Source organism: Terrimesophilobacter mesophilus (assembly GCF_014200375.1).
GTDB lineage: Bacteria > Actinomycetota > Actinomycetes > Actinomycetales > Microbacteriaceae > Terrimesophilobacter > Terrimesophilobacter mesophilus.
In genome coordinates this window covers 2058768-2071844 of sequence record NZ_JACHBP010000001.1, presented here as the reverse complement: position 1 = coordinate 2071844, position 13077 = coordinate 2058768, and the positions used below count along the sequence as shown (strand labels likewise).

The window sequence follows — 13077 nt, the reverse complement described above, 5'->3', positions numbered from 1 at the left end:
TACCTTTGTCGGCGGGCTCCTCATCTGTCAGCCATCGTAGGCGTGTGCAGGCGGATTCCCGCTCAGGCGCGGGTGGAGAATGCCGCGAACGCAGGGTCTCCGGCGAGGAGGATTCCGAGCAGTGTGGCCGTGATCGCGAAACCTGCCAGTCCGGCGATGAACGGGACCCACCACGACATCCGACCCGACCTGATCCTGCGGTACGACCAGACTGCGGCGATCAACCAGATGATGACCTGGACCACGATGATCCCGACACCCACGCCTGCTGTCATCGACGTCGGCGTGTACTCGCCGATGCCCATCTGCGCATACAGGGTGTCCAGCATGGCTGCGAGGTTCAGGTAGGTCGCCGCCGAACCGAACAGGTACACGAGCCCGAACGACAGCATGAAGATCGTCGCGACGCGGTCGACGGCGCGCGCGGGCGAGATGCCGCCCTGAAGCGCGGGTCCCGGGCGGCGGGTGGCCGGATTCGGCGCGGGCGGATGGGACGGTGCCTGCTGGGACGGTGCAGGCAGGGATGACGGTGCAGCCGGCGGCTGCGGCATCACCCCGGATCTTTCGAGCGCAGCGGCCTGCTCGGCCTCGCTCGCGTACTCGCCGTACTCCGGTCGCGGCCGGTCGTCGGTCATCGCCGCCGGCCCGTCGCCGTGCGGGAAACGCTCGTGGAACTGGACACCACGCCAGTCTACGAGAGCCCCGCGGCACGACGGTCTGGAGGCGTGTCCCCGGAATCCCGTAGCCTGATGGTCAATGACGGGAGTTCCATGCCAGAAATCTTCATCAGTGTCGATGTTGAGACCGCGGGTCCGAACCCGAGCGGCTACTCGATGCTGTCGATCGGTGCGTGCCTCGTCGACCACCCCGAGCAGGGCTTCTACGTCGAGCTCATTCCGCTGTCGCCCGACATCACGACAGAGGCCCTGTCCATCGGGGGGCTCACGATCGAGCACCTCAGGGAGAACGGTGTCGAAGCCGGCGACGCCATGCGCCGGTTCGACGAGTGGATCGCCTCGGTGGTCCCCGAAGGCGACTATCCGGTCTTCGTCGGCTTCAATGCGGCATTCGACTGGATGTTCGTCTGCGACTACTTCGAGCGGTTCCTCGGGAGGAACCCGTTCGGTCACTCCGCCCTGGACATCAAGTCCCTCTACCTGGGCATGGCGGGGGGCTCCTGGGCCGAGACGAGCCTCCGGTTCCTGTCCCCCAGGTATCTTCAGGGCCGAAAGCTCTCCCACAATGCTTTGGGTGACGCGCGCGACCAGGCGGCACTGTACTCGGCGATCGTCAGCGACGCCGCACAACGACGACAACCGTCGACAACGAAGAGGAGCACATCATGACCAACCTTCCCCGAGAGGGCACGGCAGACATCAGCAGGATCATCGAATCAGCGAGGCGGCTCGGAGTCGAACTCGATGAGGAGTCCACGAGGCAGTGGATGGATTCGATCGCCCTGGAGTCCTCGAGCGGCGACATCGTGGTCGACACATCGACCGGCGCCTTCGGCCACCGCGTCGCGATGCTCGACTTCAGCGCACGCGAGCTCGAGCGATTCCGGAGAATCGGCTCGATCGTGGAGGTGACCGGGACATCGCCGGATGTCGAAAGCGCCCTGGCGATCTCCGGCTCGGCCGCGCAGTCCAAGATCCAGTCGTTCCCCGGCGACTGCGACTACTTCCAGCGGCTCAACATCAAGGCGCCGACGCGCGAGGATGCGTGCGCGACCATGGCGACGCTCATGCGCGACAAGGTGCTCGCGACGCGGCGTGGAGACACGTACCAGTTCCTCGAGGCGAAGCTCGGGAGCTATTCCTTCGACGGGCACCACGCGGGCAAAGCGGTGCACAAGGGCAGCCCGATCTCCTGGACGTTCGACGAGATCGAGGCGCAGGAGCTTCACGCCGACGGGCCGGACGGGCCGGTCGTCCTGCGGTGGCAGGAGGTCGCGCTCGACCCCGGTTGGTGCAAGCTCGACTGGGTCGTGAGCGATCCGGAACGACGGCAGCTCTCCAATGCGAGCAACGTCATCGACGTCACCTGGGAGGCGCCGGATGGCGACATCGTCTCGCTCGACGGCTACCTCGACGCGTTCTTCCAGGAGGTGTACCTCGACGCGGAGGACGTGCCGATGTTCGCGAAGGTCGCGAAGCACGTATCGGACGACGCGCTCGACCAGTATGTCGAGCGCCTCGAGGCTGAGGTGCGCAAGTACCTCACGGAGCACCTGAACTACGGCAAGGCGGCCAAGCGCATGTACAACGTCTTCCGGCTCTCCGGTCGCCACCTCGAGGCGGCGTACGTCCGCGAGCTGTTCGATGAGCCCGCGACGATCCTCTACCAGGTGTGGTCGCTCCTCTCGACGCTGGAGAACGCGACGCAGCCGGGGTCCTCGATCCCCATCGCCGATGTCCAGGCGCAGGCCGACTCGCTCATCGTCGACGTCGTCGACGCTCTCGAGGGCGAAGAGGAGACCGAGATCGTGAAGGCGATCCTCCAGCTGCGCCAGTCGCTCGAGCTGCAGGACGAGGGCGAGAGGCGCGTTGCGGAGGTCGAGGCCGCGCAGGCCCGCGTCATCAACGTCGTCAACACGTTCTACCGAGAGAAGCTGACCGGGATGCCGACGATCAACGACTACATCTCGGGCATCCAGCGCGCGCACGAAGAATCCCTGGAGGCCTCGTGACGGATCCCACGGGTCTGCCGACGGCAGACGCTCCGTGGCCGGTCGCGGTCCTCGCCGAGAAGATCAAGGGCTGGATCGACCGACTGGGTACCGCCTGGGTCGAGGGCGAGATCACGCAGTGGGGCGTCTCCGGCGGCAACGTCTACGGTAAGCTCAAGGACCTCGAAGCAGACGCGACCGTCGGGTTCACCATCTGGTCGTCCGTCCGTTCGAAGCTGCCAGACGACCTGAAACAGGGGGACCGGGTCGTCGCACTGCTCAAGCCGAACTACTGGGTCAAGGGCGGGACGCTGTCGATGCAGGTGTTCGAGATGCGGCACGTCGGGATCGGCGACCTGCTCGAGCGGCTCGAGAAGTTGCGCCAGAAGCTCCAGGCGGAGGGGCTCTTCGATGCGGACCGGAAGAAGCGGCTCCCCTTCCTCCCGCACTGCATCGGGCTCATCACGGGCAAGGATTCCGACGCGGAGAAGGATGTCCTGCGCAACGCCCAATTGCGCTGGCCATCCGTGGCGTTCCGCGTCCAGCACGCCGCAGTGCAGGGTGACCGCGCGGTCGGGGAGGTCACGGCGGCGCTCGCGAGGCTCGACGCGGATCCCGACGTGGACGTCATCATCATCGCGCGCGGAGGAGGCGACTTCCAGAACCTGCTCGTCTTCAGCGACGAGACCCTGCTGAGGGCGGCCGCGGCGTGCACGACCCCGCTCGTCAGTGCCATCGGTCACGAAGCGGATCGGCCGCTGCTCGACGACATCGCCGACCTTCGCGCATCCACCCCGACGGATGCCGCGAAGCGGGTGGTCCCGGATGTCGCGGAAGAGCTGGGCAGGGTGCAACAGGCCAGAGTCCGCATCGGCGCACGCATGACGGGGCTCATCACCGCGGAGATCGACCGTATCGGCCAGTTGCGGTCGCGGCCGGTTCTGGCGGGTTCGTCGTGGATCGTCGACGAACGGTCGGACGAACTCACCCGGTGGGTCGCGAGGGGCGCAGAACTCGTGGACCGCGCGCTCGAACGGGCGACGACATCCGTCGCCGAGCTTGCGGGCCAGTTGCGCTCGCTCTCGCCGCAGCGCACGCTCGACCGCGGCTATGCGATCGCCCAGTTACCGGGAGGCGCCGTCCTGCGCAGCAGTGCGGATGCCGCTCCCGGCACTCGCCTCCTCCTCACCCTCGCCGACGGCTCCGTCGGCACCACCGTCGATTCGACGAAGACGACCGTGCAGAAGGGTCGGTAGGCTGGGACCGTGGCTACCCAATCCCCTGACGATGTGGCGAACCTGAGTTACGAGCAGGCGCGCGACGAACTCGTGAAGGTGGTCGGCGAACTCGAGCAGGGGTCATCGACGCTCGAACAGTCTCTCGCCCTGTGGGAGCGCGGCGAAGCCCTTGCCGGGCGCTGCGAGGAGTGGCTCATCGGGGCGAAGGCCAGGCTCGACGCAGCGCGTGCCGCCGCGGCATCCGCAGGGAGCATCGGTGCGGGCGACGCCCAGGGCTCCGCATCGGCATGACCGAGCGCGCCCCTCGCGTCGTCGCGGAACTCGGCAGACCGGAGACGCCGGAGGAGACCGCGGCACGGAAAGCCGAAACCTCTCGCAGGCATCGCGAGGGCCAGACCTTCACCAATCTCGTGATCGCACTCGTCGTGTCCCTCGCCGTCGTGCTCGTGACGGTTCTCGTCGTGGTGCGACCGGATCCGCCCGCTCCGCCCGCCGTCGACTACCGCACCATCGCTGCGGAATCCGGTTCGGCCGTGCCGCTCGTCGTACCGGACCTGCCCGCCACCTGGAGGTCGAACTCCGCTGTGTACGACGGTGAGCCGGTCGACGGTGTTGCGACCTGGTACATCGGCTTCGTGACCCCCGGGAAGCAGTTCATCGCGCTCAGGCAGGGGATCGACGCGAATCCGACCTGGCTCGCCAACCAGCTCGATACCCGAGCCGAGACGGGTTCGGCCACGATCGACGGAATCGTGTGGACCGTGTACGACCACCGCGACGCGAAGGACGCGGGAAACTACGCGTACGTCATGACCGCGGCCTCGGCCGGCAGCGACATCGTGCTCTTCGGCACGGCCTCGGATGCCGAATTCGCCACGATCGCCTCCGCCGTCTCCGACGCGACAACAGGGAAGGGCTGACCCCATGCCAGAAACCACGACGACCCCGGCCAAGGCGTGGCAGGAGATGGTGCGAGGGAACGAGCGGTTCATCGCCGGCGAGCCGCGCCATCCGCGCCAGGATGTCGAGCGTCGAGGCGAGCTCATCGGCACACAGGCGCCGCACGCTGTGCTCTTCGGCTGCAGCGACTCGCGGCTCGCCGCCGAGATCATCTTCGACAAGGGGCTCGGCGACCTCTTCGTCATCCGCAACGCGGGCCAGGTCATCTCGGACTCCGTCATCGGTTCGATCGAGTATGCGGTCGCGATCCTGGGCGTTCCCCTCATCGTCGTGCTGGGCCATGACGAGTGCGGCGCCGTGGCCGCGGCGATCGACAGCCAGAAGAAGGACGCTCCCGCCATCCCCCCGCACATCCGGCATCTCATCGAGCCGATCACGGCGGCGGTCGGAAAGGTCAAGGCGACTCTCCCCGCGGGGGAGAACCCGGACCCCACCGTCGTGGGCCGCGAACACCTGCGCGCCACGATCGCGACGATGGTGGCCGGTTCCGAACTCATGAGCGACGCCATCGCCGCGGGTACGCTGGCTATCGTCGGGGCGAACTACCGCCTCCTCGAGGGAATGGCGATTCCGGATGTCGTGATCGGCGACATCCGCATGCCCTGACCGACACACAACATCAAAAAGGATCTGGACCAGTGACTCAGCACGGCGAATTCCGCACAGAACACGACACGATGGGCGAGGTGCTCGTTCCGGCCAGTGCGCTCTACGCCGCACAGACGCAGCGGGCGGTCGAGAACTTCCCCATCTCGGGCTCCGGTCTCGAACCGGCCCAGATCGTGGCACTCGCGAGGGTCAAGCGCGCCGCAGCCATCGTCAACGGCTCACTCGGGATCATCGACGCAGACGTCTCCGCGGCCATCGCCGCCGCGGCCGCCGAGGTCATCGGGGGTGCGCATCACGACCAGTTCCCCATCGACGTCTACCAGACCGGCAGCGGCACCTCGTCCAATATGAACATGAACGAGGTGCTCGCCTCGATCGCGAGCCGGTCGCTCGGTTCCCCTGTCCACCCCAATGACCAGGTGAACGCCTCACAGTCCTCCAATGACGTCTTTCCCACCTCGGTGCACGTCGCGGTCACGGGTGCGCTGCTCGATGACCTGGTCCCGGCGCTCGAGGTCCTCGCGACCTCACTCGAGAAGAAGGCCAGGGACTGGGCCGGCGTCGTCAAGTCGGGACGCACCCATCTGATGGATGCGACTCCCGTGACGCTCGGACAGGAGTTCGGCGGGTACGCACGGCAGATCCGCCTCGGCATCGAACGCGTGCAGGCGACGATCGTACGCGTCGCCGAGGTTCCGCTCGGCGGCACGGCGGTCGGCACGGGCATCAACACCCCGGCCGGCTTCCCCCAGAAGGTCATCGCCGAGCTGGCGAAGGAGTCCGGCCTCCCGATCACGGAGGCGAAGGACCACTTCGAGGCGCAGGGTGCTCGCGACGGCCTCGTGGAGGCATCCGGAGCGCTGCGCGTGCTCGCCGTCAGCCTCACGAAGATCTGCAACGACGTGCGGTGGATGGGGTCAGGGCCGAACACCGGGCTCGCCGAGCTTCACCTGCCCGACCTGCAGCCGGGATCCTCAATCATGCCGGGCAAGGTCAACCCGGTCATTCCGGAGGCCGTCCTCATGGTGTGCGCACGAGTCGTCGGAAACGATGCGACCATCGCGTGGGCTGGGGCGAGCGGCGCATTCGAACTGAACGTCGCCATCCCGGTCATGGGCACCGCCCTGCTCGAGTCGATTCGACTGCTGTCGAATTCGTGCCGGGTGCTGGCCGACAAGACCGTCGACGGGCTCGAAGCGAATGTCGAACGGGCGAGGGCACTCGCCGAGTCGTCCCCGTCCATCGTGACCCCGCTCAATCGCGTGATCGGCTACGAGGCCGCCGCGAAGGTGGCGAAGAATGCCGTCGCGAAGGGGATCACGGTGCGCGAGTCGGTCATCGAGCTGGGATTCGTGGAGCGCGGCGAGGTTTCCGAGGAGCAGTTGGACACGCTCCTCGACGTGCTCAGCATGACGCATCCGGGCTGAGCCGCAGCGCCTGCGCTACCGCGTGTACGGGACGTTCCGGATCGGGTCCCCCGCGAGTGTCTGCACCGTGCGCTCGCCGAGCGGGCCGGCGAGGTGTATCGGGATGAGGGTGGACACGTTCGCGCCGCTCGCGTGCGTCGTGCACTCCGCCACGAATTCGTCGTTGGACCCGTCCTTGGGGTCGGCACGGCCGTAATAGACGGCGACCGACACCGTCGATCCCGTCTCCCGCACGATGACAGCATGCGGGAAGCACTGTGGATCTCCTGCGACCTGGACGACGAGCGCAGAGGTGTCCAGCGCCGTGAGTCCTGGGCCCGGATCCTCCCCGAGGAAACCATTGTCCGTCGTGGCGTCCGCGAGGCGGAACGTCCCCAGCCGGAACAGGTACGGCGGCTGACGGGTCTGACCGGTGACCGCCTGGTACCCGAGGATGGGCTGGTCCACGAGACCCTTGGGCGCCTTCGAGGCGCTCGTGAAGACGCGGTTGACCACGACGGGCGCCGGATCGCCCCACATCCGCTCCCCTGCGCTGGGCGGTGGCGGCGGATCGGGCTCGTGCTCGGCCAGGGCGTGATAGGTGAGCACGCCGGTCACAACCATCGTCGCAATTCCGAATGCGGCGATGAGCCGGTAGAGCAGATATGCCGACCCGGATGGCTCGTTCGCATAGGGGTCGCGATAGGACCAGCTCACGAGCACGCGCCACTGGCTGCGCGGCGCCAGAAGTCCCCAGACGAAGACGATCCCCATGCTCACCGATACGACGAGGAGGAACGTGGTCACCCCTCGACCGTAACAGGTCGATCAGACCACGTCGTTGCCCTCGAGGAGCTCCGTGATGAGGGCTGCGATGTCGCTGCGCTCCGACCGTGTGAGCGTGATGTGCCCGAACAAGGAGTGCCCCTTGAGCGTCTCGATGACGGATGCGACACCATCGTGACGACCCACGCGCAGGTTGTCCCGCTGGGCCACGTCATGCGTGAGGACGACCCGCGAGTTCTGGCCGATCCGGCTGAGCACGGTGAGCAGCACGTTGCGCTCGAGCGACTGGGCCTCGTCGACGATCACGAACGCGTCATGGAGCGAGCGGCCCCGGATGTGCGTGAGCGGCAGGACTTCGAGAAGGCCGCGCTCCAGGACCTCGTCCAGCACGTTCTGTGACACGACGGATCCGAGCGTGTCGAACACGGCCTGCGCCCACGGGTTCATCTTCTCCGCGGCATCCCCCGGCAGGTATCCCAGCTCCTGGCCGCCGACCGCGTAGAGCGGACGGAAGACCATGATCTTCCGGTGCTGCTGGCGCTCGAGGACCGCTTCGAGCCCCGCGCAGAGCGCGAGAGCGGACTTGCCGGTCCCCGCACGGCCGCCGAGCGACACGATGCCGAGGTCCTGGTCGAGCAGCATGTCGATCGCGAGCCGCTGTTCGGCCGACCGGCCGTGCAGCCCGAAGATGTCGCGGTCCCCTCGCACGAGTCTGAGCACCCCGGGTGCGGTCACCCGTCCGAGCGCCGAACCCCGGTCGGAGTGGATCACGAGTCCCGTGTTGAGTGTGATCCCCTCGACCGTCGTCGTCTCCAGGACTTCGTCGTCGTACAGCTTCGACATCTGCTTCGAGCCGAGATCGATTTCGGCGAGGCCGGTCCATCCCGAGTCGACGGCGAGCTCCGCGCGATACTCCTCGGCGGCCAGGCCGACTGACGCCGCCTTGACGCGCAGCGGAAGATCCTTGGAGACGACCGTGACGTTCAGCCCGTCGCCGGCCAGGTTGAGGGCGACGGCGAGGATGCGGGAGTCATTGTCGCCGAGCTGCAACCCCGAGGGAAGGATCGACGTGCTCGTGTGATTGAGCTCGACCCTGAGGCTTCCACCGTCTCCGATCGGGACGGGGAAGTCGAGCCGCTCGTGCTGCACCCTCAGGTCATCGAGGAAGCGAAGGGCCTGCCGCGCGAAATAGCCGATCTCGGGGTCGTTGCGCTTGGCCTCCAACTCGCTGATGACCACGACGGGCAGGACGACGGAGTGCTCGGCGAAGCGGAAGATCGCCTTCGGGTCGGACAGCAGGACGGACGTGTCGAGAACGTAGGTCTTGTCGGCCTGCAGGACCACCTCCTCCCTGGCCTTCGACTCGCCGGTCTTCGACTGGCCGGTCTTCGATGGGGAGGTGCTGGTCGTGGTCACTAGGGCTCCATCCCCGAGCGCGGGAGGCTCGGATCATGTCCGTCACGGCCACTTCACGTCAAAAGCGAACTTACGTGGCCGCTTCAGTCAGGCGCCATGCCTGATGATTCGACGCTACGTGCAAGCGCGCGTCGCAGGGGTACCGACACGCGGAACTCAGATCGTGGTGGCGGAGGCGAAATCCTGGAAGCTCGCCCGCAGCATCGCCAGGGTCTGCTCCGTCGTGCTCGCGTGCACGCTGATACGGATGTTCGCGTCTCTCGCCGTGACCGTCACACCGTGATTGTGGAGGGCCGCGATCAGGATCGTGAGCTGGTCCGCAGCAGGCTCTATGACCACGATTCCGGCTCGTTCCCGATCATCCCTCGGCGAGACGACCGGGATGCCGAACTCGTCCGCGAGGTCGATGACCATGGCGGAGTTCCGGATCACACGCTCGGCGACCGCATCGATGCCCACCTTTGCAAGCTGTTCGAGCGATGCGGCAAGACGCGCCTGCGCGATCGGGCTCGGGTTGCTGACCTGGAATGCCCTGGCTCCCCGCGCGGCGTCGGGCACCGATCCGGTGGGCATCGGCCCTTCGTCGGTGGCGTTGAACCCCGACAGGACAGGGCTGACCCGTTCGATCGCGCGGTCGCTCATGGCCAGAAACCCGGTGCTCCAGCCCGCCCGCGCCCACTTCTGGCCGCCGGATGCGACGACATCCGCGAGCGTGTAGTCGACGTCGGCGACCGTGAACCCCTGGATCGCGTCGACGATGAGCAACCGGTCGCCGATGACCTGCCGGATGCCCTCGAGGTCGGCGAGGTACCCGGTGCGGTAGTCGACGAGGCTCACCGCGACGGCGACGATGTCTTTGGTGAGATGGCTCTTGACGATGCCGGGCGTGACCCTGCCGTAGTCGGTCTCGAGCCAGTGCGGTTCGAGCCTGCCCATGGCATCCGACGATCGGACGGCGGCGAACGGAGAACTCGGGAACTCGTCCGGCGAGAGGAGGACTCCGCCGGTGATCCCGAACATGACCTGCATGAGCCCCATGCTCGTGTTCGGCTGGAAGACGATGCCGTCCTCGCGGAACCCGGTCGCATTCGCGACGGCCTGCCGAAGCCTCGCGTCCTGGTCCATAAGACTGTCCAGGCTCCCGAATCGCGCGGTGCGAAGGAGTTCGACCTGTGCGCGCTCCTCCTCGACCACCACGCGGGCGAGGGGCCCGACTCGTCCGAAGTCGAGGTATCCGGGTTCTTCGTCGAACTCGAGTGCGAACTCGTCGATCGTCAGCATGACTCAGTGTGCCACGGCAGCCGAGACGACCTCTACTGCCCGAATCGGCGGATCCTCGTCGCGTAGTCGCGCAGCGCGCGCAACAGGTCCACCTCGCGCAGGTCGGGGCCGAGCGCCTCGACGAAGTAGAACTCGCTGTGCGCACTCTGCCACAGCATGAAATCGCTCAACCGCTGCTCCCCCGAGGTGCGGATGACGAGGTCGGGATCCGGCTGGCCCCCGGTGTAGAGGTGCTTGCCGATCAGTTCCGGAGTGAGCACCTCCGCGAGCGCGTCGAGCGACTTCCCCTCGAGCGCGTGCTGCCGGACGATGCTGCGCATCGCATCGGCGATCTCGCGGCGCCCGCCGTAGCCGACCGCGAGATTGATGTGCATCCCGGTGTTCGAGCGGGTTCGGGCCTCGGCAGCGGCCAGGCTCGCCGACAGCGCCTTCGGCAGGTTCTCCGACGAACCGACCTGCTGCACCTTCCAGTTGCGGAAATGCGAGAGCTCGTCGGCGAGATCCGCGATGATCTCGAAGAGGTCGTGGAGTTCGCTCTCGGGCCTGCCCGACAGGTTGTCCGTCGAGAGGAGGTACAGGGTCGTGACCTCGACGCCGAAGTCGTCGCACCAGACGAGGAACTCGCGGAACTTCGCCGCTCCCGCCCGGTGCCCGTGCCCGGCGGAGTCGAGCTCGTTCTGCCGGGCCCAACGCCGACTGCCGTCGAGGATCATGGCGATGTGCCGGGGCACGGGGAGCCCGGCAAGCTCTCTCCGCAGCCGTTTCTGGTACAGGCCGTAGAGGATTCCTCTAGCCCACGGCACTTCCCTTTTTCGCACATGGCAACGTTAGTCCACTTGGGCGGGGCGATTCCCAGCGTGCCGTTACTGCCCGGACCTAGGCTGAGCCCATGACAACGGATTCGGATCGCGCGATCGCCTCAGTGGAGGATGAAGTCGACCTGCCGAACATCCCGTTGCTTGAGGATGCCCAGGAGCACCAGGAGGTCAAGCCGACCTGGCGCGGGTGGATCCACGCCGGCACGTTCCCGGCGGCCATCGCCCTCGGGGTCATTCTCATCGTGCTTGCGGATGGTGTCGCGGCCAAGGTCAGTTCTGCCGTGTTCGTCTTCAGCTCGCTCCTGCTGTTCGGCATCTCCGCCCTGTACCACCGCTTCAACTGGAGCACCCGCACGAAGAAGGTGCTCAAGCGCCTCGACCACGCGAACATCTTCCTGCTCATCGCCGGCTCGTACACGCCGATCACGGTTCTCGCCCTCCCCGAGGGCAAGGCGATCCTGCTGCTCTGCCTCGTCTGGGGCGGTGCGCTGCTGGGGATCGGATTCCGAGTGTTCTGGATCTCGGCTCCGCGCTGGCTGTACGTTCCGCTCTACGTGATCCTCGGTTGGGCCGCGATCATGTTCATCGCCGACTTCTTCGCCGCGAACGCGGTCATGATGATCCTGATCATCGCAGGCGGGCTCTGCTACACCGCGGGGGCGGTGATCTACGGTCTCAAGCGGCCGAACCCGTTCCCGGGACGCTTCGGTTTCCACGAGATCTTCCACACGCTCACGCTGCTGGCGTTCCTGTGCCACTGGACAGGCATCTTCCTCGTCGCCATCGCACCGCCCGTCCTCGGCTAGCTGCCGGGCAGGTCGTCGGCCCGGCGCTCCTCCTCGAGCTTCTCGCGCACCTCCGCGCGGTAGCGCACCCGGCGGATCCTGCGCACCATGTCCATGATGAGGAAGACCGTCACGAGCACGACCAGAAACGTGATGGCGAACCCGATCCATCCGGGGGTGACGGTGTCGAGGTTGAAATCCGCCGGCAGGGTCGGCGTCGGGGTCGGGTTCATTCGGGCTCCACATCTGCGGTGATCCCCGCGAACAGGTCGGATTCGGGCAGCTCACTGTGCACGAGCGAGGTCGCGAGCTGGTAATCCTCCCACGGCCACACCTCCCTCTGGAGGTCATTGGGCCAGAAGAAGAAACTGCTGTCCGGTGCGACCTGGCTCGCGTGGGACTTCAGTGCAGCGTCGCGCTGCGAGAAGAACTCCCCCACCTCGATGTGCGTCGTCGCCAGATCCGGTCGCTCCCGCATCCAGGACCGGTACCCGTCGAGCTCCTCGAGCAGGGGCGAGTCCGGGTGCTTCGCCTTGAGCGCGTCGTACATCGCGTTGGCGCGCGGCGAATTGAAGATGCGGTCGTAGTAGACCTTCTGGATCTGCCAGGCCGGGCCGGCATCCGGATACCGGTTCGGGTCGGCGGCAGCAGCCATGGCGTACATGGACAGTTCGTGCGTGCGCACATGATCCGGATGCGGGTATCCGCCCGCCTCGTCGTAGGTGATCATGACCTGCGGGCGAAGAGTGCGGATGATGGCCACGAGAGGTTCCGCGGAGTATTCGAGCGGGATGAGCGCGAAGCAGTTCGGGGGCAGCGCCTCACCCTCCTCGGGGAGCCCCGAGTCCTCGAATCCGAGCCAGCGGTGCTCGAACCCGATGATGTCCCTCGCGCGCGCCATCTCGATGTGCCGAAGCCCCGCCATGTCGCGCTCCGCCATCGCCATCTCGACGAGCCCGGGGTTCTGGACATCTCCGCGTTCGCCTCCGGTACAGCTCACGACCATGACCTCGGCTCCGGCGTGCACGTAGTGGGCGTAGGTCGCCGCACCCTTGCTCGATTCGTCATCGGGATGGGCGTGCACGGCGAGCAGTCGACGAGACACCGTTC

General features: G+C 66.8%; 15 protein-coding genes. 8 read left to right on the top strand and 7 right to left on the bottom strand.

What is annotated here, in order from left to right; all coding sequences use genetic code 11:
• Positions 1-62: 62 nt before the first annotated feature.
• On the bottom strand, positions 63-635 hold the full coding sequence (locus BKA04_RS10225; RefSeq protein ID WP_104096318.1) for a DUF6264 family protein: 573 nt from the start codon (positions 633-635) through the stop codon (positions 63-65).
• A gap of 135 nt (positions 636-770) precedes the next feature.
• Here BKA04_RS10225 and BKA04_RS10220 point away from each other — a divergent pair, with 135 nt between their 5' ends.
• From BKA04_RS10220 to BKA04_RS10190, 7 genes are read left to right on the top strand one after another with little or no spacing between them, the layout of a single operon-like run.
• Positions 771-1346 carry a 3'-5' exonuclease gene (locus BKA04_RS10220; protein WP_104096748.1) on the top strand — a complete coding sequence of 192 codons (576 nt, stop codon included), beginning with the start codon at positions 771-773 and terminating at the stop codon, positions 1344-1346.
• A complete protein-coding gene (locus BKA04_RS10215; protein ID WP_104096317.1) occupies positions 1343-2689 on the top strand; it encodes a hypothetical protein in 1347 nt (448 codons plus the stop codon). Before BKA04_RS10220 ends, BKA04_RS10215 begins: the two co-directional genes overlap by 4 nt.
• On the top strand, positions 2686-3924 hold the full coding sequence (gene xseA, locus BKA04_RS10210; RefSeq protein WP_232842030.1) for an exodeoxyribonuclease VII large subunit: 1239 nt from the start codon (positions 2686-2688) through the stop codon (positions 3922-3924). The genes BKA04_RS10215 and xseA overlap by 4 nt, the downstream gene beginning before the upstream one ends.
• A gap of 9 nt (positions 3925-3933) precedes the next feature.
• The gene (locus BKA04_RS10205) at positions 3934-4197 is read left to right on the top strand and encodes an exodeoxyribonuclease VII small subunit (RefSeq protein WP_104096316.1); all 264 of its coding nucleotides are present in this window, start codon (positions 3934-3936) and stop codon (positions 4195-4197) included.
• Positions 4194-4826, top strand: coding sequence for a DUF4245 family protein (locus tag BKA04_RS10200; RefSeq protein ID WP_104096315.1), 633 nt, complete (start codon positions 4194-4196; stop codon positions 4824-4826). The genes BKA04_RS10205 and BKA04_RS10200 overlap by 4 nt, the downstream gene beginning before the upstream one ends.
• 4 nt (positions 4827-4830) lie before the next feature.
• Positions 4831-5472: a carbonic anhydrase gene (locus BKA04_RS10195; RefSeq protein ID WP_104096314.1), complete on the top strand. Its 642-nt coding sequence runs from the start codon at positions 4831-4833 to the stop codon at positions 5470-5472.
• Between the two features lie 32 nt (positions 5473-5504).
• Complete coding sequence (locus BKA04_RS10190; protein WP_104096313.1) at positions 5505-6902, top strand: class II fumarate hydratase; 1398 nt, start codon at positions 5505-5507, stop codon at positions 6900-6902.
• Between the two features lie 15 nt (positions 6903-6917).
• Here BKA04_RS10190 and BKA04_RS10185 read toward each other — a convergent pair whose 3' ends face one another.
• The 4 genes from BKA04_RS10185 to BKA04_RS10170 form a co-directional block, all read right to left on the bottom strand.
• Positions 6918-7688 carry a hypothetical protein gene (locus tag BKA04_RS10185; protein WP_104096312.1) on the bottom strand — a complete coding sequence of 257 codons (771 nt, stop codon included), beginning with the start codon at positions 7686-7688 and terminating at the stop codon, positions 6918-6920.
• A gap of 21 nt (positions 7689-7709) precedes the next feature.
• Positions 7710-9011, bottom strand: coding sequence for a PhoH family protein (locus tag BKA04_RS10180; RefSeq protein WP_104096746.1), 1302 nt, complete (start codon positions 9009-9011; stop codon positions 7710-7712).
• A 228-nt stretch (positions 9012-9239) separates the two neighbouring features.
• A complete protein-coding gene (locus tag BKA04_RS10175; protein ID WP_104096311.1) occupies positions 9240-10364 on the bottom strand; it encodes an aminotransferase class V-fold PLP-dependent enzyme in 1125 nt (374 codons plus the stop codon).
• A gap of 32 nt (positions 10365-10396) precedes the next feature.
• Positions 10397-11182 carry an isoprenyl transferase gene (locus BKA04_RS10170; RefSeq protein WP_104096310.1) on the bottom strand — a complete coding sequence of 262 codons (786 nt, stop codon included), beginning with the start codon at positions 11180-11182 and terminating at the stop codon, positions 10397-10399.
• Between the two features lie 71 nt (positions 11183-11253).
• On the opposite strand from BKA04_RS10170, the gene trhA reads away from it, so the two are divergent.
• Positions 11254-11988 (top strand): PAQR family membrane homeostasis protein TrhA, encoded by a 735-nt coding sequence (gene trhA / locus BKA04_RS10165; RefSeq protein WP_104096309.1) that lies wholly within the window; start codon positions 11254-11256, stop codon positions 11986-11988.
• Here trhA and BKA04_RS10160 read toward each other — a convergent pair.
• Positions 11985-12200, bottom strand: a complete 216-nt coding sequence (locus BKA04_RS10160) for a hypothetical protein (protein WP_104096308.1) — start codon at positions 12198-12200, stop codon at positions 11985-11987. The two genes, trhA and BKA04_RS10160, sit on opposite strands and share 4 nt — an antisense overlap.
• Complete coding sequence (mca, locus tag BKA04_RS10155; RefSeq protein ID WP_104096307.1) at positions 12197-13072, bottom strand: mycothiol conjugate amidase Mca; 876 nt, start codon at positions 13070-13072, stop codon at positions 12197-12199. Before mca ends, BKA04_RS10160 begins: the two co-directional genes overlap by 4 nt.
• Between the last annotated feature and the right edge of the window lie 5 nt (positions 13073-13077).

Bases quoted from the DNA above. Each gene is read 5' to 3' on its own strand.
- BKA04_RS10225 (WP_104096318.1), bottom strand. From the start codon at position 635: ATGACCGACGACCGGCCGCGACCGGAGTACGGCGAGTACGCGAGCGAG.
- BKA04_RS10220 (WP_104096748.1), top strand. From the start codon at position 771: ATGCCAGAAATCTTCATCAGTGTCGATGTTGAGACCGCGGGTCCGAAC.
- BKA04_RS10215 (WP_104096317.1), top strand. From the start codon at position 1,343: ATGACCAACCTTCCCCGAGAGGGCACGGCAGACATCAGCAGGATCATC.
- BKA04_RS10200 (WP_104096315.1), top strand. From the start codon at position 4,194: ATGACCGAGCGCGCCCCTCGCGTCGTCGCGGAACTCGGCAGACCGGAG.
- BKA04_RS10195 (WP_104096314.1), top strand. From the start codon at position 4,831: ATGCCAGAAACCACGACGACCCCGGCCAAGGCGTGGCAGGAGATGGTG.
- BKA04_RS10175 (WP_104096311.1), bottom strand. From the start codon at position 10,364: ATGCTGACGATCGACGAGTTCGCACTCGAGTTCGACGAAGAACCCGGA.
- trhA (WP_104096309.1), top strand. From the start codon at position 11,254: ATGACAACGGATTCGGATCGCGCGATCGCCTCAGTGGAGGATGAAGTC.
- BKA04_RS10160 (WP_104096308.1), bottom strand. From the start codon at position 12,200: ATGAACCCGACCCCGACGCCGACCCTGCCGGCGGATTTCAACCTCGAC.